The following is a 24,638-nucleotide window of genomic DNA, read 5'->3' as shown; positions in this document are numbered from 1 at the left end:
ACACTGAAATCTTTTTAGCAGTTCGTAGGGGAATCGAACCCCTGTTTCCGCCGTGAGAGGGCGGCGTCTTAACCGCTTGACCAACGAACCATGTTGCGCTTTTCAATTGTAGCATACTGTATGAGCAGTTCGTAGGGGAATCGAACCCCTGTTTCCGCCGTGAGAGGGCGGCGTCTTAACCGCTTGACCAACGAACCGTATTGCGCTTTTCTGTTGTAGCATACTGTATGAGCAGTTCGTAGGGGAATCGAACCCCTGTTTCCGCCGTGAGAGGGCGGCGTCTTAACCGCTTGACCAACGAACCATTCTGCGTTTTGCTTTGTCGTTTCGCATGACGCTTGATTATGATACTACATATTATTCCAAAATGCAAGAGTTTTTTTGAAAAAAGTTATTTTTTTGAATCATTTTTTCGGATATCATGTCTTTATATAAGCACACCGGCATAGAAATGCAGGTATTCCCCTATGAAAAATTGCTTCACAATCGGGCGGATACCTGCTTTCTTTATTTTCAGCCACAGGCAGAGCGGTAATCCTGCTGTTACTCAGCCTTCCTGATTTTCTGTTCAAATGCTTCAACTGTATCTGCCCTGGCGGCGTATTTTACCCATTGTTTCAAAATTTCAGGATTCTTCTGCTTCATGATTTCAGACTGCAGTAGCTCAGGTACACTGCCCAGTTCAAAAAGCAGATCTAAAATAGTTTCTGTTATTCCTTCTACTTTTTTGGCTTCCAATTCATCTTTCATTAATTCTTCCAATGCTTCACACATGGCCTTTACCTCCTTGAATTTTTCCTGGTTAGCGCGGACAATTAGATTCATTACTGATTTATACAGGCTATTTTCTTTATGTTTTGCATACTGTTCGATTAAACGATTTACCATTTCTGGGTCTTCCAGATTATCGGTCAGATTTTTCAGCCATAAATTGTGATTTTCTGACAATTCCTTTGTCAGGATCAACTGTATGGGGATTTTATCTCCGATAATATAATAAATACCATCCTCAACTCTGGTGATCTGATACCCTATTTCATCCGTTAAATACCGTATCAAACTGCGGGGATAACGGTGGCATACGAAGGTTATGGTGATATCATGAATCTTAATACTGTCGGCCCTTGCCGTATCCGCCTTGTAAAAACAGGCATAGCCATAAACCTTATAGAAATCATCTATACTTAAATAATCGGTTGGACTCTTGTATTCTACGATATTATGCTTCCGAAAAATCCTTCCGATATTTTTTCGTATAGGAACTTCTGCCTCCTTTTTAACAATCAGTACGTCAATCTCCTTTGGCTTTGTCCCAAGCTGATGTTCATTTTCAAAAACCAGAAGTCCTGCTTCTTCTTCCAGCTCAATCTGAATATCAGCATAAAAGGCAGGATGCCATTGCAGTGCATGTGTTCTTGGTTTGTCCATGTAAATCCTCCTCCTTATTTAATTCATGTGTGCAGGAGGTTTTAAAGTTTCCGAAAAACCCCTGCTATAGTGTGAGAAAAGCATGAATTTTCCGAAAAGACAGGTCAAAGAATACAAACCTGCTGTAATGAAATGCTTACAGATATTTTGAATCCTAATCGGATACAAAACCAGATAAATGACTTAGAAAATTTGCTTTTCATTATTCTAACACATCGTTTAGCGGACCGCAACAGGATTTTGCCTTGTTTGTTCCTTATCTGCCGTCAGCAGGAAACGTTGTATCTTTCCTGCCTCTCTGTTATACTGATATTGTAAAAATTAAGATGTTTATTTCTGATACAGGAGAATCCATATGAGAGATTTGATAGATCTGCACACACACTCAAACGCTTCTGACGGCACTTATACGCCGAAAGAGCTGATTGCGTATGCTCAGGAAAAGGAGCTGCGGGCTATTGCACTGACTGACCACGATACCATGGACGGGATAGAGGAGGCCATGGAGGCGGCAGAGGGAACTTTGCTGGAAGTAATTCCCGGGATTGAGCTGTCCACGACCTGGTGGGGGAAGGATGTGCACATTGTGGGGCTGGGGATTGACTGGAAGGACACACATTTCAGAAAAGAGCTGACTTACTTCCAGCAGTCAAGAGATGCCAGAAATATTAAAATGATAGAGCGGCTGAACGAACACGGTATGGATATTACATACGAGGCGATGAAGGAAGCATTTCCGGATAGTGTGTGGACCAGGGCACATTTTGCGAGATTTTTGTTTGAGCACGGATATGTGGGTTCTGTCAGTGAGGCTTTTGACAGATACCTGGGGGACCGAGCCTGCTGTTATGTGCCCAGGGAGAAGGTGACGCCGGCCCAGGCCATACGGCTCATACATGAAGGGGGCGGCAAGGCAGTCTTTGCCCATCCTGTGCTGTGCCGTTTTATAGACGACAGACTGATCCGAGCTGTGAAGGAGCTGAAAAAGGCCGGACTTGACGGGCTGGAAGCCATGTATTCCACGTACAAGCCTTTTGAGGAGAGAAACATGATAAGGCTTGCAAAAGAACTGTCTCTTTGCATTTCGGGAGGCAGTGATTTTCATGGTACGAACAAACCGCATATTGATCTGGGAAGCGGAATGGGGAATTTAAAAATCCCTTATTCCGTGTGGGAGAAAATAAAAGAAAGCTGACAGGTAACTGTTCAGTCAGGTCTGCGCATTTGCTGCGCTGACCGTGCAAAAGAGTAGTGGCGGCAGGTATTCGCCCCATCGCGAAGCGATTTTTAATGGGCGAATACCCGTAACGATTCAGCTGGCTGAATAGTTACGCTGACAGAACCGTACAGTCCCGTGACACTTCTACACTCTGTTGCAGAAAAGCTTTCAGAAAAAGACAGAATAATGGATTGACAATATTTTTTAATTCCTTTAAACTAGAGACGGTAGGAAAGATAGATGAGTCTGCTTCGGCAGACTCTTATTTCATGATATAGGAAACTTTGTCTCCTATATTCTGCCGGGGGAAATACATAAAGGAAAGGAAGTCTTATATGACAGAAACAAATGTACAAGAGAATAAAATGGGAGTCGTGCCGGTGCCGAAGCTTCTGTTTCAGATGTCTCTGCCCATGATATTGTCCATGCTGGTGCAGGCTTTATACAACGTGGTGGACAGTGTTTTCGTGGCACAGATCAATGAGAACGCGCTGACTGCCGTCTCTCTGGTCTTTCCGGTGCAGAGCCTTATGATCGCTATCGCAGTGGGTACCGGTGTGGGTGTCAATGCCGTGTTATCCAGAAGTCTGGGAGAAAAAGATTTCAGAACAGCGGATGAATCGGCGAAAAACGGTATCTTTCTGGCATTCATAAGCTGCGTGGTCTTCGCAGTGCTGGGAGTTGCTCTGGCAAAGCCATTTTTCCACATGCAGACCTCGGATGTGCAGATCCGGGAATACGGAATCCAGTATATGACCATTATTTCAGGCTTCTGCCTTGCTGTCTATATGCAGGTTATGTTTGAGCGTCTTCTGCAGTCCACAGGACGTACTTTTTACACTATGATATCCCAGGGACTGGGCGCTGTCATCAATATTATCTTTGACCCAATCTTAATCTTCGGCCTTCTCGGTTTTCCGAAGATGGGGGTTGCGGGAGCCGCGGCAGCTACAGTTTTAGGACAGTTCTGCGGTATGTTCCTGGCAATGTTCTTCAATGTGAAGTTCAACAAGGACATTCATATCAGTATGCGGCATTTCAGACCGTCAGGAAGAATTATCAAAGTGATCTATTCTGTAGGCGTGCCCTCCATTATCATGCAGGCGATCGGCTCTGTCATGACCTTTGGAATGAACAAGATCCTGATTCAGTTCACCACAACGGCAACTGCCGTATTCGGAGTATATTTCAAGCTGAACAGCTTTATCTTCATGCCTGTGTTCGGTCTGAACAACGGTATGGTTCCCATTGTTGCCTATAATTACGGGGCTGGGGACAAGAAGCGTATCACCCAGACAATCCATCTGAGCATTGCGTCAGCGGTGATCATCATGCTTTTGGGGCTGGCGCTGTTCATGATCTTCCCGGCACAGCTGCTGGGTATGTTCAATGCCTCCAAGGATATGCTGGCGATTGGTGTGCCGGCTCTTCGGATCATCTGCTTAAGCTTCCTGTTCGCGGGATTCTGTATCATTGTGGGCTCCGTGTTCCAGGCTCTGGGAAATGGTGTCTACAGTCTGATCATATCCGTGACCAGACAGCTTCTGATCATTCTGCCGGCAGCCGCGATTCTGGCAAAGGTAGGAGGATTATCCGCTGTGTGGTGGTCCATACCCATTGCGGAGATTGCATCTGTATTGCTGAGTGCGTATTTCTATAAGAAGATTTACAGGGAGAAGATTGCTCCGCTTAGAGGAAGATAATAAAAAGGAACAGAGAACGGTTAAGGCTGCCGTTTTCTGTTCCTTTTTTGAGTGAATATTTGGGAAAATCAGGTTTCCAGCTTCTGTTCCAGGATATAGAAGGACAGCCGGAGGGTAAGCCGTTCCCTGCTGTCCTCGAAATCTATGCCGGCGATTTTCCGGATGCGCTCCAGACGGTAGAAGAGGGTGCTGCGGTGAATGTACAGCTCCTTTGCGGTCTGCAGAACATTGCGTTCCAGCTCCAGATAGACCTTGGCGGTATGGTACAGGTCTGTTTTGTTGTTATCGTCGTATTTTTTCAGGAGAAGCAGTTTTTCAGAGCAGAGAAGCTGGGGCGGGATTTCCGCCCTGCCTTTTTTCAGGAGATATTCCAGCAGGTAGTCGTCAAAACGGTAGCACCAGGTCATGCTGTCGCTTTTCCGGCCGAGATCCAGGGCTGCGCTGGCCTGGATGTATCCCTGAGGAACCAGCATGAAATCGCTGATCTCTGAGCTGGCACCCATTTTCAGGAGGCCTTCCCGCATGAGGATCGCAAGGCTGCTGATGACCTCAGAGGAGGTATTATGGGCGTAAGACAGGTTGACCACCACAGCTATGCTGTTTTGGTAGAGGAACGCGTGTCCCGTGGGAATCTGCGTCTCAATATGCCCCAGAGTGGCGGCAGCGGACAGCATATTGATATCCCTCTGCTCTGTCTCCAGGCGCAGGCAGAGATAGCGGTCATTCTGCTTCCAGTGCAGGAAATAGAGGTAATTGAGGATGCGCTGCGGGTCCGTGATGGTGCCGTCCAGGTATTCATTGAAAAAGCGGTCCATATCATTGCCCATGCTCAGATAAAAGAGACTTTTGTGCTTGATCGCCAGCTCTATGGACTGCCCCAGGTATTCAAGGGCAAGATAGTTGCCTTCCTGAATCTCACTCTGTATTTCATCCACGCAGATGCGGCCCTCATAGCGGCTTCCGTTCCAGAGATTCACATAGAGTATCCGGTAGCCCCGCTGTTCCGCGGAGAAAAGGTCGGGTGATTTTTTGCTGAGGGTATCCAGATATTCGGTGTCTGCCTTGAAGTCATGGATCAGGCTGAGAGGGACCATGCTGCGCCCCGTCCGTGAATCCCGCTCCCAGACGGTCATGCCCTGTACATATCTGGGACAGGAGAGAATATAAAAATCAGTGTCGTGGATGAACATGGGATTGCCGAAGAGCCCCAGGCTCGCCAGCAGCATTTCATCCAGGGGATGTTCACTGGCAAGAGCATACTGCAGGCGTCTGTCCCACTGTCTGTATTTGGCGAAGATTTCCTGTACCAGCTCAAAGGCATCCAGAAAGTCGGTGCCGCTTTTCAGCTCTATGACAGGACAGCTTGGATGGATACAGGAGATATCAATACGTCCCACAGCGATAAAATCAACATCCCGGTAATCGAGGAACGTCTGATCCACATCCGCACTTTGAAGCAGGTAAACATACCGGGAATACAGTTTTTTTCCCTTTTTGTAGAGGCGTATACCTTCCAGGCAGGGACGGTCATTCTGGGAATAGAAGGTGACATTCTGGTCATGCTCCGAGAAGGCGTCCGCCAGTATCTGCATGTTCAGCCGGAACAGGCGGTTTTTCTCCTCTGGATTGAAAGATAATTCTGTCAAAGCCGGATTCTCCTTTTACTTTTTGTATGGCAACAGTATAACATTTCCTGAAAAAGGGTGCAAAGTTTCCAATGATATATGGAAAAATAAGCGGAAGCGGGAAATGCTGTTTTCCCGTTTCCGCATTCTTGACTGCTTCGTCAGATATGATAGGTTTCCCTGTTGTAAGCTTCGATCTCGTCGGCGATGATCTCGTCTGTCTTGGGATAAATGGTACCGGCAAGGCCGTAGGTCATGCAGGGGATGAAGTGTCCGCCCGGTCCGTAAGTGCTGCAGGCCCTCCGGACATCTGCGCGTATTTCTTCCTCCGGGGCGTCCTCACGGTCTATGGTGGCGTCAATGCCTCCCATGAGAGTCATGCGGCCGTCAAGCTGCTTCTGCAGTTTTAAAATGTCATTTTCCGGCAGCACGCCCTGCCATACATCCACACCAATCTCTGCCATGTCCTCAACAATAGGTTCCAGGAAGGAATCTGCATGGTGCATGACCAGAACACCGTGGTCGTGCATATATCCGTAAATGCGTCGATAGTGCTCTTTGAAGAACTGCCTCCAGATGTCAGGCTGCATGAACAGGCTGGTCTTGGAACCCCAGTCATCGTGTGACAGGATGATATCCGGGTGCAGATTGTCAACCAGCAGTTTGGCATACCGGAAACGGTATTCCGCAATGGCGTCCACCAGCTCCTGCATGGATTCCGGCTCCAGAAGAAGATTCATCAGGGCATCCTCAAAGCCCATGAGAAAATGGCTCTGCTCAAAGATTCCGGTACCCATAAAGCCGAGAATCAGTTTTTCACTGCGGTCCACCTGGGATGCGGCGCTGAGGGCGTCTTCCCATCCGTCGCTGCAGTTGGCGATCAGGTCAGGGACTTTTACGGATTCCTGCCACCGGGTCACATCCGGACACACTTTATTGGCTTCCGTGACATGGGGCATGGGGCCGGGAGCGTCTTCGGGGAAGAGAATCTCCGTTCCCCAGCGGTCCACGGAAGTTTTTCCACGTACACGGTTTCCTCTGGTGAATTTCTGCAGGGGATCATTCATGATCGGGACAAAGGGCTGATATTGATTGACCAGGCGGTCCGGTTTTCCGTCCTTTTTCAGGGTTTCCAGGAAATTTTCTTTTGGTGTCAGCATTTTGATTCCTCCAATTCTGCATATTTGATTCTGCTGTAGCGGTACAGTTCATCGGCAAGATTCACTGCACGGTCAGGCTTCTCATCCTTCAGACGGCAGGCAAAACGGCCGGTCATAGCCAGTTCATCTACTTTTTTGTGGATATCCGCGACAGCGTCCTCATCGCTCATATCCGCGGGTATGATATACAGTGTACACTGTGCCAGGTCTTTTCCGTATTCCTCCATGATGGCTGCCTTATCATTGGCGCTGTCCTGGCCCTCCCAGGCATCAAATCCAGCCTCAATAATGAGGGGCATCAGTGTTTTGATGCAGCCGCAGGAGTGCAGACAGATGTACATGCCCATATCGTGGGCGGCTTTGGTGATCTTCTTATACTGGGGAACAAACAGCTCTTCATAGGTAGACGGTGAGAAGAAGGTGCTGATCTGGGTTCCCATATCGTCGTGGAAGAGGATCATATCTGTGTGGTAGACATCATGGGCGATCTTGATCAGTTCAATGTGCCATTCAGCCAGCTTGTCATAGAAGGCAGTCAGCTCCTCCGGCTCTTCGATGAGGGCACAGAAGGCATCCTCAAAACTGATCAGGTCAGCAGTTCTTTCAAAAAATCCGTTTACGATGACAAAGTAGGAAAAGCGGTCACAGGCAATCCGTCCTTTATAATTCTCTTCGTAGTCTTTCTTCCAGTCTATGGCGGTCAAGTCAGGAAATTCCAGTTCTTCCCGCCATTTTGTAATGTCAGACAGCCTCCGGGTACCTGGTTTTACCATGGCTGCCTTTGTGTTCGGCTCGTATTCCCACTCAATGCCGAACCAGTCCGTGCCGCCGAAATTGCGGGCTTTTGCATCTGGCATAACAAGGGGTTGTATGGCATTGTTGTCAAGGGTCTGGTTTGGCACCCACAGAGGCATCCTGCCTTCCAGCATGCGGAGCATGTTTTCCTTGGGAGTGATGGGACGGTTGTATTTGGGAACTATGCTGTCCGGCGCGCCGTAAATGCCGGGCATGTTGTATTCACCCATGATCTCCAGTTCTTTTTCGTCAAATTTCATATTCTGATACCTCCTGTTATTTTCTGTTTCTTGCGGCAATCTCAGCGGAATACTGCTCCACTTTCTCTTTTGTCAGGCGGAAGCCGAAGAGAAGTAGGACAGCGGCCACAATGAGGGCCAGTGCAGGGATGACCATAAATGCCATGCAGATGCCTTTTTTCAGCTCTACAGATGCCATAGCAGCGTCGATGCTCGGGTCAAAGGCAGCGAAGGCAAGGCAGGCGGAGATGATGATACCCCTTGTCATAACACCGACTTTTAAGGGGACATTCTGAAGTCCGCTGATCCACCCGGTAGCATTTTTTCCTGTTTTCCACTCAGAGTAGATAATGGTATCGGCATAGAGAGCCGGAGTACACGCGTAGGCAACTCCATATCCGAACTGTGCCGCTGACATAAGAACAATGACCAGGGTCACGTTGGAATAGATGAAATTGGCGGCGATCAGTATGACAGCCATGGCGAAAAAGGTGACGATGGTGGTGGATCTGGTCGAGATTTTCTTTGCCATATTTTTGGCAAAATAAGAACCGATCACGCACAAAATGTTGGAGATCAGGATATATCTTGCCAGAAGGTCCGCATTCTGTGCCACATAGGTGAAGTAATAGATGGCTACGCCGGAGCACACGAAATTGAACATCCATTTTGCCAGATCAGCCAGCAAAAGGGAGAGGAGGGGCGGATTCTGCAGAAGGGCCTTGATCAGGTCCATACCGCCTGTCTTGGTGGTATCTTTTTTAGCTGCTGCGCTGTTTGCCGCTGCTTCTGCCTCCTCGTATCCGTCAAACATTTTAAAATGTGCGAAATAAAGCACTGCCATAATACATCCCAGTACAAAAGCGGTTGCGCCGTACTGGCTTTTTTCTCCGATCATGCCTGCAAAGAGAGCAGCCAGGGGAGGCCCCACATAGGAGAAGATCACCTTGGAAAAGTTAGCCCACGCAGCTCTTGTGGAGGCCAGATGCGCCCTGTCATCCGGTGTTTTTCCGGCTACCGCGATCATGGATACATTGGCCACATAGGGGAAGTTCCATACAACATGGCTGACAACAGCAGCCGCGATAATGATCGCTATGGAAAGAGGCCCGTCTCCGATTTTCAGAAACTGGAATGCATAGAGAAACGGTACCAGCCATGGCAGAAGAATCAGCCAGGAACGGTAGCGGCCCCATTTTTTCGGTTTGATACTGTTTAAGATGGCTCCATATATCCAGGACAGGCAGGCGTCTATGACGCTTGCGGTGGTGGTGATAAAGGAGACGGTTGCCAGTCCGAACTGTGCCAGATTTGTGAGGAAAAAGTTAAAGTAATAACTCTCCACATTGGTCATCAGGGTAAAGCCGCAGTCGCCGATGCCGTAGAACAGCTTCAGCGCCTTACTCAGTCCTTTCTTTTCGTTACTCATCTGAATTTCTCCCTTCCTTTTGGACAAAATGCGCACTTGCCCGTTCATACTTTTTGCTCACATACCGGTATGCAGTAATAAATTCATAACATCAGTATATAACAGGATTTCCGGTGCGTAAATCCGCACAGGGTTTCATTTGCCGAAAAAAGATTCCTACTTTTTGTAGCATAGGGTATGATCAATATGACGAAAGTTTTTTTCCGCTTTACAAACAAAAATGCACCTGTATATAATGAAGATATCATATGGTGTGCTGCAAAAGGAGGAAGGATTATGTATGAAGCACTGTATGCGTCTGTTCCCGATGCAGACGCCTATCTGAAACGGATTCAGCGAAAGCGCAGGGATGTGCTCACAAAGGAATACCTGGATGACCTGATCTACGGGCATCAGCTCCATGTGCCGTTTGAAAATCTGGATGTCTGGATGTTTCAAAAGGACATTCCGTTGGACATTGAAGCAATCTATGAAAAGGTGGTGACAAAGCACAGAGGCGGCTACTGTTTTGAACTGAATGCCCTGTTTACCGCCCTATTAAAGGACCTGGGGTTCCATGCCAGCTCCTGTATGTGCCGGATTACCAGGAATAAGAATTATGTGCCGCTTGTGCTTCACAGGGGAATTATTGTGGAGCTGGATGGCATAAAGTATTTCTGCGACGTGGGCTACGGCGGTCCCATGCCCCCGGGAGCAGTACCGGTGCAGGACGGAGCAGTGGCGGATATGAGGGGAGAGCGGTACTATATGTATAAGGATGAAGTCCCCTGGTGGACCATGAAGAGAAGGACCGGCAGCGGGGAGATTGAGTCCATGCTGCAGTTCTATACCATGCCCCAGGAAGCTGTGGATTATATCCCCATGAATGAATACTGCTCCAAGAACGAAAATTCCGTGTTCCGTCAGAGGCTTTATCTGAATAAGAGGACAGAGCGTGGGAGTGTGTCGGTGATAGGGAATCGGTTTACGGAAGTGGAGAATGGGGTAGTGGTGCAGGAGATGGAGATTGGGGAGGAGGAGATGAAAGGGGTTTTGGAGAGGTATTTTGAGATTGTTGTATAGAGTGGTCTTCATCTGTTAGAAGTTCGTTTACAAGAAATATGAGAGGAAATTATGGTGGAATTCTTTATGTGAATTTTTAGTTGACATTATCATTAGTTGATAATTGCATAATGTTGAGAAATAGATAAGATATATGAATAAAATATAAATTCTGCCAGATTACAGGTGAATATCTATGCTTGAGATTGGTTCTTTAGTAGATGGCAAATATAAAATTTTAGCAGAGATTGGCCGAGGGGGTATGAGTGTAGTATGGCTGGCGATTAACGAAAGGCTTAATTTGATTGTAGCAATTAAGGAGATTAGATATACAGGGACTGCACGTGATGAAATTTTAAGAAGAAGTTTTAGAATGGAAGTCGATATGCTGAAGAACCTGAATCATCCTGGCTTGCCAATGATCTTTGATGTAATCGCTGAGGATGATACGTTTCTTGTAGTGATGACATATGTTGATGGAGAAACACTTAGCGAACTCTTAAAGAAGCAGGGAGCACAATCGCAGGAATTGGTAATTGAATGGGGAAAACAGCTTTGCGATATTTTGATCTTTCTTCACAGCAGAATACAGCCAATTGTATATGGAGATATAAAACCCGCCAATATTATGTTACGACCGGATGGACAACTGGTGTTGATTGATTTCGGTATTGCTGGTGGATGCAAGTTAAATGATATGTTAGCTTTAGGTACCAGGGGTTATGCTGCTCCAGAACAGTATTCAGCAGGTGCTCAGATTGATGCTAGAACTGATATTTACGCACTGGGCGTAACACTGTATCAACTGGTAACGGGAGAGAATCCGGCCAAGCCGTCTTATGAATTAAAGCCCATACGACAAATTGATCCAACATTATCTTCAGGTTTAGAACAGATTATTGAAAAATGTACGAATATAAATCCTGACCAGCGGTTTCAATCGGCACAGGAACTAAAAAATGCATTAAATGCATATTGTACGATGGCACGCTCTTCAACTGGTACACGTATTAGGAATTCTTTTAATGTGTGGAAAAAAAAGTGGATTTTTGCGAAGGAAAGCGAAACCATATCATATACAACAGAGAATATGGAAATGATTTACTACAATGCGGAGTTACTGATACATCTGTACAGCAATTTAGAAGATACAGAGATATAGAGGAGTGTCCCTATGACTATAAACAAGAAAAAAGTATTAGAAGAACTTTCTTATCGAAGACTTCATCTCTATTCTGACTATAGAATAGTCAATTCCAATCATATTTTTGGGCAGGGGACGCTTCCATATATTGGTCATAGACCCTATCGCAAGCAGTTGGAAGCATTTCTATCCAACTCTGATGGCGGTGCAGTCTTGATTACCGGATTCCGGGGTGTGGGAAAATCGACAATGGTACATAATGCAGTTTCTACGTTAAATCGGAATGGTTTGTTTAGAATCATCCCAATTTCTGTAGTCCTGCCGGCGGAGAAGACGTATGGTCAAGTGTTAGTTGAAATTATTCGCAAGCTTTATGAAACTCTGTCCAAAGAAACATTTTGGAACAAGTTGAAGATTGAAACACAAGAGCGTATCTGTCTTGCTTATAATCGTACTATGTTGAATATTAAGCATTCAAGTAATATGTCAGCAGAGTCAGAACTTTCTATACAAAATCCATTAGGGTGGCTGCCTGCCTTCAAGACAAAGAGTGGCGTGCAAGAGGCAGTAGAGAGGAGTTATCTGGCTTTTTCAGAGCATGATGTTGAATACGAACTTATACAGTGTATCGAGGCACTGTATGAATCAGACGTTAGGAACAAAATTGTTATCATAGTAGATGAAATAGATAAGATAACAGCTACACAAGAGGGGATGTGTTGTTTTGATAATCTGTTGGAACGGATGAAAAACATCATTAGTTCAAGTAATGCATTATTTGTATTTGTTGCGGGGATTGACATATATATGCGTTGGGAGAGTGATAGTCAAAAAATCAATGGTTTATATGATAGTTTGTTTGATCATCATATCTATTTGCCCTGTATATGGGATTCTGTTGAGGAGTTATTTGATGTAATTAATGATAAAAAGTATGTGTATAAACCTATAAAACATGAATTCCTGAGTTTGGTAGAAACAGGATATACAACAATTTTAGAGGAATCGTTCCGGATGATTGAGGATTATATTCTATTCAAGGGTAAGGGATTGCCTCGAAGGATTTTAGGCACTTTTAATGATTTTGTAGTATGGGATGATAAACAGCCATGTTTTCTACTGACAGAAAACCGAATACAGGCAATTCTATTGGTTGGCAAACTACTCGAAAAATTTCGTAGTTATATTTTTTCGGCTAAAATCACAACGATATATGAACGGGATATTTATTACACATTGTTCTTTTCTATGCTGGAATTTCTATTGTTCCAGGGAAATACAACATTTACGAACGGGCAAATTAAAAATATCCTTTTAAAAGAGCAGGGCACCTTGGGGTTGTATTTTGATAATGCTTTGGATGAGCTTCTTGGCGAATTTGAGAAATTGGCTTTCATTAAAAAAACGGGAGCAGGTTATGAAGTAATTGATGATACGCTTTTGAAGCAAGATCAGTCTTTAAGAATACTGGATCAAGATTTGCTGCTTAGTACCCAAAGTATTGGTCAATTACCAGATCGAAATGATGCTTCTATAGATGAACGGTTTCATGATCAAATTAATCTGCTGCACAATGCAGAATTAACGGATTTCTGGAATGACTATAAGGCGATGCAGGTAATTGCTAATTCAAAACGAATGATGATGTTCAGCGTCATGCTCAAGCGTTTTGGTTTGAAAAGATTTGCCATAGTCTATAAAGATAAAAAACAAATAGATATAGAAGGCGGTAGCAGAGTAATATCTGATAACTTGTACTCAGTTGGCTCATATCAGTTCAGTGGGCCATATTTTTTAGACACAGTAGATTATATTGAGAACGGTATACCAGTGACTTCTCTTCGTACCGCAGCAGATGGATATGCATTAGTACATTTAATTGAAGCAAAATTAAAGAATATAGCAATCTACCAGATTATCTGTCAAGTTTTGTCTTTACTAGATTATCTGCATAAAAGAGGATTTGGAAATATCAGACTGAAGCCTGATAATATTATGATCTGCAAGAATGCAGCAATCAAAGTTCTGGATTTAAAGCATATATGCAGACTGGGAAAAGATAAGAGGCCTTGTGTGACCCGTATTTATTCAGCCCCTGAAGTTTATCTATCAGTATGCAGTGCAGCAACAGATTATTATTCTGCAGGTATCCTGCTGACAGAAATGGTTGTTGGTAAATCATTGAGCAGATACTATACTGAACGGCATATTGATGTAAAAACCGTTATGGCAAATTTGCCATGTTCAAAGAAATTGAAGAATATACTTGTGAAAGCAACTGCTTTTGATCCGGAAGATCGTTATACACAAGGAAGCGATTTGATAAATTCGCTAGATAAATGCCCGGAATTTTGGAGAATGAAAAAAATTCCGATTCCAAAAGGTAAGGATGGTACAGTGATTGGAAGCAATATTAAAAATATGATGTCAGTGATACAAGCTGATACTATTGATGATAACGTGGAGGAAACAATTAAATCAGATACAGTATCCAAAGCGAAAAAGGATGTTAGATCTAAGAATCCGTATTTGGCATCTCCGAATCTTGAAGATATAGATGTTGCGCATACAGGAATCCTTGGAGGGGCATATTTTGATGATAAACATTCAGGGATACTCTCGGATTATACGGAACGATGGGTAATAGAGGCATATTTAGTCCGTCTGAGCAATAACGAACGGATTGTTTTAAAAAAGCCTGTGTTTCGAGTTGGTAGAGATGAAACAAAGGTAGATTACTGCATTAATAATACAGGTGTAAGTTTAATACATATTGAATTTAGACAAATTGATGAGAAATTTTATGTTAAGGATTTGAATAGTACGAATGGAACTTATATCAATTCCGAAAGAATTGAATCTGATATGTTTTATAAAATCATACACGGGGATTTTATTAGGATTGCAAATGAGGAATTTGTTTTTAATGAGCGTTAAGTTTAGCAATAGCCTGATTATAAGCAGGGAAGATAGTTTTGGGTTTTAAATAGTATAAGCTCTGCGATAGAAAGAGGGTTATTGTAGAGTCATATACCTTATAGTGAAAGATTTGAAGAACCTCTGCTCCCATCCCGGGAGCCGGAGGTTTTTTGCCGTCACCCCACATATTTACCGAATTACAGAATAGATTTGAAAAAATCCCCAAAATAAGTTATGATATAGGACGAATCCGAAACAGAAAGGAAAAAGATATGGGTTGGGAATTTACGATATTGGATGCTTTGCAGCAGATACATACCCCTCTGCTGGACAAAATTTTAGTATTTATCACATCCCTTGGAAACGCAGGATGGTTCTGGATCGTACTTGGTCTGGTGCTGCTCTGTGTGAAGAAATACAGAAAGTATGGCGTTCTTGTGCTGGGGGCGCTGATATTATCCGCTTTGTTTGGAAATATTATATTAAAGCCGCTGGTGGCCAGGCAGCGTCCCTGCTGGATCAACGACACCGTGGAGCTGCTGATCCGGGTGCCGAAGGACTATTCCTTTCCGTCAGGTCACACGCAGGCCTCCTTTGCCGCGGCCACAGCGCTGTTTACGGGCAATAAAAAGGCCGGCATCTGCGCCTATGTGCTGGCGGCCCTGATCGCCTTTTCACGCCTGTACCTGTATGTGCATTTCCCTACAGATGTAATGGCGGGCATTGTCATCGGCATCTGCTGCGGGCTGCTGTCTGCGTATGTATTTGGCTGTGTGAAAAGCCGTCGAATGAATCCGAACAAATAACAGGAGAACCAAGATGAGAAAAGATTTAAAAATGATAGCCATTGACCTGGACGGTACGCTCCTTCGGGACGACTGCACCATCTCAGAGAGGACCAGGGAAGCTGTGGAGGAAGCGGGAAGAAAAGGATACCTGATCGTGCCCACAACAGGCCGCTCCTACCGCAATGCCCGGTTTGTTTTAAAAGATTTCAGGGAAATTTCCTATTTCATAAACGGTAACGGCTCCGTTATCACCGACGGCAGGACAGGAGATGTCCTGTATTTTCATGAAATGGATATGGACAATGTCAGGAAGATCTGCGAGCTTGCGGCACAGTATGATACATATGTGGAAATCTATGCGGGACAGGATGCCTATATGGATGCAAAGGGGCAGGAAGTTATAAGAAGGTGCGGTCTTCCGGCAGAATACTGCGACCAGCTTCTTGCCACCAACAAAATGACAGCAGACTACAGGCAGCTTCTTGCAGAGGATGGAATCCGTGTGGGAAAGGTACATATTTTAGTATCCAAAATGGAAGAAAAGGATAAGCTGATAAGGGAAATAGATATGCTCCCCGGTGTACATCCCATTTCCGTCATCCCCAATAATATAGAAGTGGTGCACGGAAGATGGAGCAAATGGAATGCCATTGTAAAGCTGGCCGACATGATCGGGGTCAGACAGGAAGAGATCATGGCAGTCGGTGACAGCAATAATGATTATGAAATGCTTTTAAATGCCGGATACTCTGTGGCTATGGGCAATGCCTGCAGCAGAGTGAAGGAGATCAGCAGCGCAGTGACAGACACCAATGAGAATGACGGTGCTGCAAAAGCGATTGAGAGTATACTGAAATAGAAAGGACGAACAGGAATGGCAAAAAAAACAACCTATGATGCCAGCAGCATCACAGTTCTGGAGGGACTGGAGGCTGTAAGGAAACGGCCCGGTATGTATATCGGCAGTGTTTCCCGGAAGGGTTTGAACCATTTGATTTATGAGATTGTAGACAACGCGGTGGATGAGCATCTGGCCGGATTCTGTACGGATATCCGCGTGACGCTGGAGCGGGACGGCTCTGCCACTGTGGAGGATAACGGACGTGGAATCCCTGTGGGCATGCATGAAAAGGGGATGTCAGCCGAGAGGCTTGTATTCACCACACTGCATGCAGGCGGAAAGTTTGATGACTCCGCGTATAAGACAAGCGGAGGCCTTCATGGTGTCGGCTCCTCTGTGGTCAACGCTCTGTCCACATATCTGGATATCAAGATCAGCCGGGAGGGGTATATCCATCACGACCACTATGAGCGGGGAATCCCCACCATTGAGCTGGAGGAGGGCCTGCTTCCGAAGCTCGGAAGGACAAAAGCCACAGGTACGCTGGTGAATTTCCTGCCGGATGCGGAGATTTTCGAGAAGACACGATTCTCTGCCACGGAGGTGAAGAGCCGTCTTCACGAGACTGCCTATCTGAATCCTGAGCTGACCATTGTATTTGAGGATAAGAGAGGGGACGAACCGGAGAGCATCACCTTCCATGAGCCGGAAGGTATCGTGGGCTTTATCAAGGATCTGAACAAAAAATGTGAGATCCTCCATGAGCCTGTCTATTTTAAGGGAGAATCCGAGGGCATCACCGTGGAGGTTGCCTTCCAGTATATCAATGAATTTCGGGAAAATGTGCTGGGCTTCTGCAACAACATCTACAATGCAGAGGGCGGCACCCATCTGACCGGTTTTAAGACCACATTCACTTCGGTGATGAACAACTATGCCAGGGAACTCGGTGTCTTGAAGGAAAAAGACCCCAACTTCACAGGGGCGGACATCCGAAACGGAATGACGGCGGTGGTGTCCATCAAGCATCCCTCCCCCCGGTTTGAGGGACAGACCAAGACTAAGCTGGACAACCAGGATGCGGCAAAGGCAACCGGAAAAGTGACAGGGGAAGAAGTTGTCTTATTTATGGACAGAAATCTGGACACCCTGAAGAACATTCTGTCCTGCGCGGAGAAGTCCGCAAAGATCAGAAAGACGGAGGAGAAGGCCAAGACCAATCTGCTGACCAGGCAGAAATACTCCTTTGACTCCAACGGCAAGCTGGCAAACTGTGAAAAAAGAGACCCTTCTCTGTGTGAGATCTTCATTGTGGAGGGAGATTCCGCCGGGGGAAGTGCCAAGACAGCCAGGGACAGAAGCTTCCAGGCCATCCTTCCCATCCGCGGTAAGATCCTCAACGTGGAGAAAGCCACCATTGACAAGGTGCTGGCAAATGCGGAGATCAAAACCATGATCAATGCCTTCGGCTGCGGATTTTCCGAGGGATACGGCAATGACTTTGACATCAGCAAGCTGCGCTATGATAAGATCATCATCATGGCCGATGCCGACGTGGACGGTGCCCACATTTCCACCCTGCTTCTGACTTTGTTCTACCGGTTCATGCCGGAACTGATCTATGAGGGACACGTGTACATTGCCATGCCGCCCCTCTATAAAGCCATGCCCGCAAAAGGGAAAGAGGAATACCTCTATGACGACAAGGCTCTGGAACGTTACAGAAAAAGGCACAAAGGCCCCTTCACCCTGCAGCGGTACAAAGGTCTCGGTGAGATGGACGCGCAGCAGCTCTGGGAGACAACCCTGAACCCGGAGACCAGGCTTTTGAAGCTGGTGGAGATCGAGGATGCGCGTATGGCATCCGACGTGACAGAGGTACTGATGGGAACGGAAGTGCCTCCCCGGAAAGCATTCATCTACGAGCACGCCCAGGATGCGGAATTAGACATATAGGAGGAGCAAAATGGCGAACGTACAGGATAATATTATCAGAACAGAATATTCGGAGATCATGCAGAAGTCTTATATTGACTATGCCATGAGTGTTATCGTCGCCCGCGCCCTTCCGGATGTGCGGGACGGCTTAAAGCCGGTGCAGAGGAGAACCCTTTACGATATGTATGAGCTGGGGATCCGTTATGACAGGCCATACAGGAAATGTGCCCGTATCGTAGGCGATACCATGGGTAAATACCATCCCCACGGAGACAGTTCAATCTATGAATCCCTGGTGGTCATGGCCCAGGAGTTTAAAAAAGGCCAGACCCTGGTGGACGGCCACGGCAACTTCGGCTCCATAGAAGGGGACGGGGCGGCTGCCATGAGGTACACAGAGGCCCGTCTGGAGAAAATAACCCAGGAGGTATATCTGGCAGACCTTGACAAGAATGTGGTGGATTTTGTTCCCAACTTTGATGAGACGGAAAAAGAGCCTGCAGTGCTTCCCGTGAAGGTCCCGAACCTGTTGTTAAACGGAGCGGACGGCATCGCCGTAGGTATGGCGACCAGTATTCCTCCCCACAACTTAAACGAAGTCATTGACGGTGTCATCGCCTATATGAAGGATAACACCATCACCACCCAGGGTCTGATGAAATACATCAAAGGCCCTGATTTCCCCACAGGCGGAATCGTGGTCAACAAGGATGACCTTCCCGCCATCTATGAGAGCGGGAGCGGCAAGATCAAGCTCCGCGGCAAGGTGGAGGTGGAGAAGGGAAAAGCAGGAAGAACCCTTCTGGTCATCACAGAGATCCCATACACAATGATCGGCGCCAACATCGGCAAATTCCTGAACGATGTGGCAACCCTTGTGGAGACAAAAAAGACCACGGATATTGTGGATATTTCCAACCAGTCTTCAAAAGAGGGAATCCGCATTGTACTGGAACTGAAAAAGGGCGCGGATGTGGAGAACCTGACCAACATGCTGTACAAGAAGACAAGGTTGGAGGACACTTTCGGCGTAAATATGCTTGCCGTTGCGGACGGAAGGCCTGAGATCTTAAGCCTGAAACAGGTCATTGAGTACCATGTGGATTTTCAGTTCGAGGTGGCTACCAGAAAGTATCAGACACTCCTTGCAAAAGAGCGGGAAAAACAGGAGATACAGGAAGGTCTCATAAAGGCCTGTGATGTCATAGACCTGATCATTGAGATCCTCAGAGGAAGCAAGAACAGAGAACAGGTGAAAAACTGCCTGGTCAGCGGTATCACAGAAGGGATACGCTTTAAGACAAAGACAAGCGAGCGGCAGGCAGGAAAGCTGCGGTTTACGGAAAGACAGGCGGCTGCTATTCTGGATATGCGTCTCTATAAGCTTATCGGCCTGGAAGTGGAGGCACTTATGGCAGAGCATGAGACCACGCTGAAAAATATTGCCCGCTACGAGGATATCTTAAACAATTATGACTCCATGGCAGCTGTTATCATTGACGAACTCAGAGCCGTGAAAAAGGAATTCGGAAAGAAGCGTCTCACTGCCATTGAAAACGCAGCAGAAGCTGTGTATGAGGAAAAGAAAATAGAAGAGATGGAAGTTGTCTTTCTCATGGACCGTTTCGGATATGCCAGGACCATCGACAAGGCAGCCTATGAGCGGAATAAGGAGACTGCGGACAGTGAGAATAAATATATTTTCTCCTGTATGAACACGGACAAGATCTGTGTGTTCACAGATTCCGGCAGAATGCATACCATCAAGGTGCTGGACCTGCCCTACGGAAAATTCAGAGATAAAGGCACACCCATTGACAATGTGAGCAACTATGACAGCTCTGCGGAGCAGATGGTATTTGTATCCAGCCTCTCCGGAATCAAAGATTCCATGCTGTTCTTTGCCACGAAGACAGGTATGCTGAAACAGGTGGCAGGAACAGAATTTGATGTGTCCAAGCGGACCATAGCAGCCACAAAGCTGGCAGAAGGCGACCAGTTGGTACTGGTACAGATCGCCGACCCCATGGAATATGTGGTGCTGCAGACAAAGAACGGCATTTTCCTGCGCTTTCTGAAGGAAGAGGTTCCGGATAAGAAGAAGACAGCCATCGGCGTGCGCGGTATCCGCCTTGCCGGGGACGATGAGGTGGAGCACGCTTACCTGCTGGAAGGCCGCACAGAGTATACCGTTACCTACAAGGAGAAGAGTGTGGCACTGAACCGGCTGAAGCTGGCAAAACGTGATACAAAAGGTACAAAGGTAAGGCTGTAGCAGGCCGGTATGGCCGCAGGGAACAGCGCCGATACGGGAGGGCCTATGAGATATCGTTTGAATAAGAAAATGTCAGGCCTCGGGGAAAAGGAAATTTTGGCTCCCGGAGACTGCCTTATTGAGATACTGACAGTGGAATCCTACAAAAGAAAATACGGGGACAGCAGTCCGGGGCGTTTGCTTTTAAGAAGCCTGGAGCACGTGCATTTCTGCAAGGCGGAGCTGCAGAAGGACTGCGTAGTGGGAACTTTTTCCGTGCCCCAGAAAGAAAAACTTCTGGAAAAACCCATCTCCTTCGGGTATTATATGGATAGGGAGAAGCTGTTGTTTGTGGACGAATCCGGATTTGTGGCCCATATAGTAAAAGAGATGGAGGAGATCCGGTTCCAGGAGCAGAGTTATGTGGCGCATTTTCTCTTTGAATTTATGGAGCGCCTGTTAGAAGATGATGTCCGTTTTCTCCAGGCGTATGAACTCAGGATGACAGACTTGGAGGACGGGCTGTTCCGTCGGGAGATCAAGGACTGTCCGGCAAGGATGCTGACTGTGCGCAGGGAGCTTCTGCGCATGAACACCTACTATGACCAGCTTGCGGACTTCTGTGAAATGCTGGAGGAAAATTATACGGGATTTCTCGGGGAGGAGGACTGCCGCCTTTTCCGAGTAATGGCAAAAAGAATAGAGCGCCTTGCGGACAACACCAGAAACCTGCGGGAATATACCCTTCAGATCCGGGAAATGTATCAGGCCAGAACTGCGGAGCGGCAGAACAAGATCATGCAGTTCCTCACCGTCGTCACCACTATTTTCATGCCCCTGACGCTGATCACCGGCTGGTATGGCATGAACTTTGTGAATATGCCGGAGCTTTACTATAAAGGCAGCTATTTTATCATTATCGGTGTGGTGCTTCTGATCGTTATCATAGAGATTTTGTATTTTAAACATAAGAATTGGTTTGACTAGGAGAAGATGCCTATGAGAAAAAGAGTATACAGCCTGCTTCTGTGCGGGACGCTCCTGGTCTCCTTTCTGTTTTCCGGCTGCGGCAGGGGGATAGAGACGGAGGCGGAGACAAAAGAAAGTGTGACCGAATCCGTACAAAAGAAGATCTATCAGGTCTTTGAGCCGGAGAAGGAGAAAATTGCGGAGGCGGATGCCCTTCAGTATATAAACGGCGAATACATACCCTATGGTTATGAGAGCCTGACAGAGGACCAGCAGAAGTTATACCGACAGCTTTTGAACGGGATTCTGGAATATAAGGATATCGTCACTGTGGATGCCTGTACGGAGGCAGATATCAACCGGGTCAACAATATGGTGTTCGTGGACCATCCGGAATTTTTCTGGCTGGACCAGCAGTCCTACACCTTCCAGGGAGACGGCAGCGCGGAGGCGGCCGGCAGTGTGGATCTGCAGCTTGTGTACAATATAGATAAGGCAGAGATAGAATCCACAAAAGCCGGCATTGAGGCGGCAGCAGACCAGTGGATCGCACAGGTACCGGCAGATGCGGATACATATGGGAAAATCAAGTATATTTACGAATTTTTGAGCCAGAATACAGCATATGACCAGTCCTGCCCAAACAACCAGAATATTCAGAGCGTCTTCTTAAACCAGGTCACGGTATGTGCCGGATTTTCCAAAGCGACCCAGTACCTTTTGGGAAAGATGGGAATTTTCTGTACGCTGGTCACCGGAAAAGCAGCGCCAAATGATGAGGAACATGCATGGAATCTGGTGAAGATAGGAGAGAATTATTACTATGTGGATACCACCTGGGCAAATCCGGGATTTTCGGAGAAACAGGAAGGGGCCGTGCAGGAGATCTCCTACACGTATCTGTGCTGTGATGCCGCCACACTCCTTGCCACACATACACCGGACGACCTTCTGCCGCTGCCGGAATGCACAGATGACAGCTATAACTATTACAAAATGAACGGCACCTGGTACTCATACTATGAGGAGAACGAATTCTACAATATACTCACTGCATCCATATCGGAAGGAAGGGAGCGGGAAGATTTCAAGTTTGCCGATCCGGACAGTTACCGGCAGGCTGTAGCCGCCATGGTGGACGGTGATCTGATCGAGCGGGCTGTGCGGGATGCCTATCCGTTCCAGGAGGGGGAAACCTATCAGTGGAACATCGGATACAGCGATGAGGACATGCTCCTCACGGTCTATTGGTAAAAAACACTTGCAACTTTACTGCTTTAGTGGTATTCTGGTATAGAACTTGATAATCACGATAACATAAGAGTGGGCCTTCGGTCCACTCTTATTATGTAGTGGGAAACTAAGTACCCATAAAGTTGCCACGAATATAAATGTTCCGTTATAACTTTATCGAATAGCGGACAGAAAATGCGGAAGAAGGTGAAAGAATGAGTCAGAGAGAAAAATACGAGCAGAAAGCAGAAGCCCTGATAACACCCATACTGGAGAGCAATGGGTTTGAGCTTGTGGATATGGAATATGTGAAGGAAGGCAGTAACTGGTATCTGCGTGCCTACATTGACAAAGAAGGCGGCATTACTGTAGATGACTGTGAGGTTGTCAGCAGAGCATTTTCTGAAAAGCTGGATGAAGAAGACTTTATCGACACTGCTTATATTATGGAAGTGAGTTCCCCGGGTCTTGGAAGACCACTGAAAAAAGAAAAGGACTACTTAAGAAACATGGGCAAAGAGCTGGAAATCAGAACTTACCGTGCCATTGACCGGGAGAAGGAATTCTACGGTATACTGAAAGCCTACGATGCGGACAGCGTGACCATTGAGAATGAAGATGGGGAGCGCACCTTTTTGAAGGCTGACATTGCACTGATCAGGCAGGCATTTGACTTTTAACAGCAGTGGATATTATATAGAAGAAATTCAGGAGGATGTAAAAAAATGAATACAGAGTTATTAGAGGCGCTGGATATTCTGGAAAAAGAGAAATCCATCAGCAAAGATACGCTTTTGGAAGCCATTGAGCAGTCCCTGATCCAGGCGTGCAAGAACCATTTCGGCAAGGCTGACAATGTGCACGTAAATATCAACCCCGAGACCTGTGATTTCGGCGTGTACGCGGAGAAGACTGTGGTGGAGGAAGTGATGGACCCGGTCATGGAGATCAGCCTGGCAAATGCCAAGATGATGAATTCCCAGTATGAGCTGGGAGATGTGGTGAATGTGGAGATCAAGTCCAAGGAGTTCGGAAGGATCGCCACCCAGAATGCCAAGAACGTAATTCTGCAGAAAATCCGTGAAGAAGAGAGAAAAGTGATCTTCAACCAGTATTACGGAAAGGAAAAAGATGTTGTGACAGGTATCGTACAGAGAAGCCTGGGCAGAAACTACAGCATCAACCTGGGCAAGGCAGATGCCATCCTGACAGAGAACGAACAGGTGAAGACAGAGGTGTTCCGCCCCACAGAGAGGATCAAACTGTATATCCTGGAGGTAAAAGATACCCCCAAGGGACCGAAGATCCTTGTGTCCAGGACACATCCGGAACTGGTGAAACGTCTTTTCGAGGCGGAGGTCACAGAGGTGAAGGACGGCACGGTGGAGATCAAGAGCATTGCCAGAGAAGCGGGCTCCCGTACGAAGATCGCTGTGTGGAGCAATGACCCGGATGTAGATCCCGTGGGTGCCTGTGTTGGTATGAACGGCGCCAGAGTCAATGCTATTGTGGAAGAGTTAAGGGGCGAGAAGATTGATATTATCAACTGGAGCGACAACCCGGCACTTCTCATTGAGAATGCGTTAAGTCCCGCAAAAGTCATCTCTGTTATGGCTGACCCGGATGAGAAGACAGCTATGGTCATTGTTCCGGATTACCAGCTCTCCCTGGCGATCGGCAAAGAGGGACAGAATGCCAGACTTGCAGCCAGGCTGACAGGATTCAAAATCGATATAAAGAGCGAGACACAGGCCAGAGAGTCCGGTGATTTCGATTTCTATGAGGAAGAGTTTGAAGAGGAAGAGTTTACAGAAGAAGGCTACGACGAGGAAGCATACGGGGAAGAGGACATAATAGAGAACTATGAAGAACCTTCCGATCTGCCGCTTCCCGGTGAAGAAGAGTAGGTGAGA

General features: G+C 46.6%; 18 protein-coding genes and 3 tRNA genes. 13 read left to right on the top strand and 8 right to left on the bottom strand.

Features of this window, described 5'->3' with window-relative positions; translation table 11 throughout:
* Nucleotides 1-18: 18 nt before the first annotated feature.
* The 4 genes from WMO65_RS05750 to WMO65_RS05735 all read right to left on the bottom strand — a co-directional run bounded on the left by WMO65_RS05750 (nt 19) and on the right by WMO65_RS05735 (nt 1,428).
* Nucleotides 19-90, bottom strand: a tRNA-Glu gene (locus WMO65_RS05750).
* A 35-nt stretch (nt 91-125) separates the two neighbouring features.
* Nucleotides 126-197, bottom strand: a tRNA-Glu gene (locus WMO65_RS05745).
* Nucleotides 198-232: 35 nt separating this feature from the next.
* Nucleotides 233-304 (bottom strand) — tRNA-Glu (locus WMO65_RS05740).
* 239 nt (nt 305-543) lie between these two features.
* Nucleotides 544-1,428, bottom strand: coding sequence for a hypothetical protein (locus WMO65_RS05735; protein ID WP_033141946.1), 885 nt, complete (start codon nt 1,426-1,428; stop codon nt 544-546).
* A 355-nt stretch (nt 1,429-1,783) separates the two neighbouring features.
* On the opposite strand from WMO65_RS05735, the gene WMO65_RS05730 reads away from it, so the two are divergent.
* Nucleotides 1,784-2,623 (top strand): PHP domain-containing protein, encoded by an 840-nt coding sequence (locus WMO65_RS05730; protein WP_033141947.1) that lies wholly within the window; start codon nt 1,784-1,786, stop codon nt 2,621-2,623.
* Nucleotides 2,624-2,982: 359 nt separating this feature from the next.
* Nucleotides 2,983-4,350 (top strand): MATE family efflux transporter, encoded by a 1,368-nt coding sequence (locus tag WMO65_RS05725; protein ID WP_033143308.1) that lies wholly within the window; start codon nt 2,983-2,985, stop codon nt 4,348-4,350.
* 68 nt (nt 4,351-4,418) lie between these two features.
* Here the strand turns inward: WMO65_RS05725 and WMO65_RS05720 are convergent, their stop codons facing one another.
* The 4 genes from WMO65_RS05720 to WMO65_RS05705 all read right to left on the bottom strand — a co-directional run bounded on the left by WMO65_RS05720 (nt 4,419) and on the right by WMO65_RS05705 (nt 9,598).
* The gene (locus WMO65_RS05720; RefSeq protein ID WP_033143307.1) at nt 4,419-5,996 is read right to left on the bottom strand and encodes a PucR family transcriptional regulator; all 1,578 of its coding nucleotides are present in this window, start codon (nt 5,994-5,996) and stop codon (nt 4,419-4,421) included.
* Between the two features lie 140 nt (nt 5,997-6,136).
* Nucleotides 6,137-7,135, bottom strand: a complete 999-nt coding sequence (locus tag WMO65_RS05715; protein WP_148392311.1) for a uroporphyrinogen decarboxylase family protein — start codon at nt 7,133-7,135, stop codon at nt 6,137-6,139.
* Nucleotides 7,129-8,190, bottom strand: coding sequence for a uroporphyrinogen decarboxylase family protein (locus tag WMO65_RS05710; RefSeq protein ID WP_148392312.1), 1,062 nt, complete (start codon nt 8,188-8,190; stop codon nt 7,129-7,131). The genes WMO65_RS05715 and WMO65_RS05710 overlap by 7 nt, the downstream gene beginning before the upstream one ends.
* A 16-nt stretch (nt 8,191-8,206) precedes the next feature.
* Nucleotides 8,207-9,598 (bottom strand): MFS transporter, encoded by a 1,392-nt coding sequence (locus WMO65_RS05705; protein ID WP_033143304.1) that lies wholly within the window; start codon nt 9,596-9,598, stop codon nt 8,207-8,209.
* 276 nt (nt 9,599-9,874) lie between these two features.
* On the opposite strand from WMO65_RS05705, the gene WMO65_RS05700 reads away from it, so the two are divergent.
* The 11 genes from WMO65_RS05700 (at nt 9,875) to nusA (ending at nt 24,632) form a co-directional block, all read left to right on the top strand.
* Nucleotides 9,875-10,660 carry an arylamine N-acetyltransferase family protein gene (locus WMO65_RS05700; RefSeq protein WP_187370571.1) on the top strand — a complete coding sequence of 262 codons (786 nt, stop codon included), beginning with the start codon at nt 9,875-9,877 and terminating at the stop codon, nt 10,658-10,660.
* A gap of 175 nt (nt 10,661-10,835) precedes the next feature.
* On the top strand, nt 10,836-11,801 hold the full coding sequence (locus WMO65_RS05695; RefSeq protein WP_148392314.1) for a serine/threonine protein kinase: 966 nt from the start codon (nt 10,836-10,838) through the stop codon (nt 11,799-11,801).
* A 12-nt stretch (nt 11,802-11,813) separates the two neighbouring features.
* Complete coding sequence (locus tag WMO65_RS05690; RefSeq protein ID WP_349063823.1) at nt 11,814-14,720, top strand: protein kinase domain-containing protein; 2,907 nt, start codon at nt 11,814-11,816, stop codon at nt 14,718-14,720.
* Nucleotides 14,721-14,974: 254 nt separating this feature from the next.
* Entirely contained in the window at nt 14,975-15,508 is a 534-nt protein-coding gene (locus WMO65_RS05685; RefSeq protein ID WP_103732213.1) for a phosphatase PAP2 family protein, read from the top strand.
* 13 nt (nt 15,509-15,521) lie between these two features.
* The gene (locus WMO65_RS05680) at nt 15,522-16,349 is read left to right on the top strand and encodes a Cof-type HAD-IIB family hydrolase (RefSeq protein WP_148392315.1); all 828 of its coding nucleotides are present in this window, start codon (nt 15,522-15,524) and stop codon (nt 16,347-16,349) included.
* Nucleotides 16,350-16,364: 15 nt separating this feature from the next.
* A complete protein-coding gene (locus WMO65_RS05675; protein ID WP_103732210.1) occupies nt 16,365-18,287 on the top strand; it encodes a DNA gyrase/topoisomerase IV subunit B in 1,923 nt (640 codons plus the stop codon).
* Between the two features lie 10 nt (nt 18,288-18,297).
* Entirely contained in the window at nt 18,298-20,544 is a 2,247-nt protein-coding gene (locus WMO65_RS05670) for a DNA gyrase/topoisomerase IV subunit A (RefSeq protein WP_148392316.1), read from the top strand.
* A gap of 45 nt (nt 20,545-20,589) precedes the next feature.
* A complete protein-coding gene (locus WMO65_RS05665; protein WP_054352795.1) occupies nt 20,590-21,510 on the top strand; it encodes a magnesium transporter CorA family protein in 921 nt (306 codons plus the stop codon).
* A 12-nt stretch (nt 21,511-21,522) separates the two neighbouring features.
* A complete protein-coding gene (locus WMO65_RS05660) occupies nt 21,523-22,746 on the top strand; it encodes a transglutaminase domain-containing protein (RefSeq protein ID WP_054352796.1) in 1,224 nt (407 codons plus the stop codon).
* Between the two features lie 194 nt (nt 22,747-22,940).
* A complete protein-coding gene (gene rimP, locus WMO65_RS05655; protein ID WP_033143299.1) occupies nt 22,941-23,405 on the top strand; it encodes a ribosome maturation factor RimP in 465 nt (154 codons plus the stop codon).
* A 45-nt stretch (nt 23,406-23,450) separates the two neighbouring features.
* Complete coding sequence (gene nusA / locus WMO65_RS05650) at nt 23,451-24,632, top strand: transcription termination factor NusA (RefSeq protein ID WP_033143298.1); 1,182 nt, start codon at nt 23,451-23,453, stop codon at nt 24,630-24,632.
* The last annotated feature ends 6 nt before the right edge of the window (nt 24,633-24,638 follow it).

It is taken from the genome of Blautia caccae (assembly GCF_040095955.1).
Classification (GTDB): Bacteria; Bacillota; Clostridia; order Lachnospirales; family Lachnospiraceae; genus Blautia; species Blautia celeris.
The sequence above is the reverse complement of the archived record's forward strand: the minus strand, read 5'-3'. Positions and strand labels throughout refer to the sequence as shown.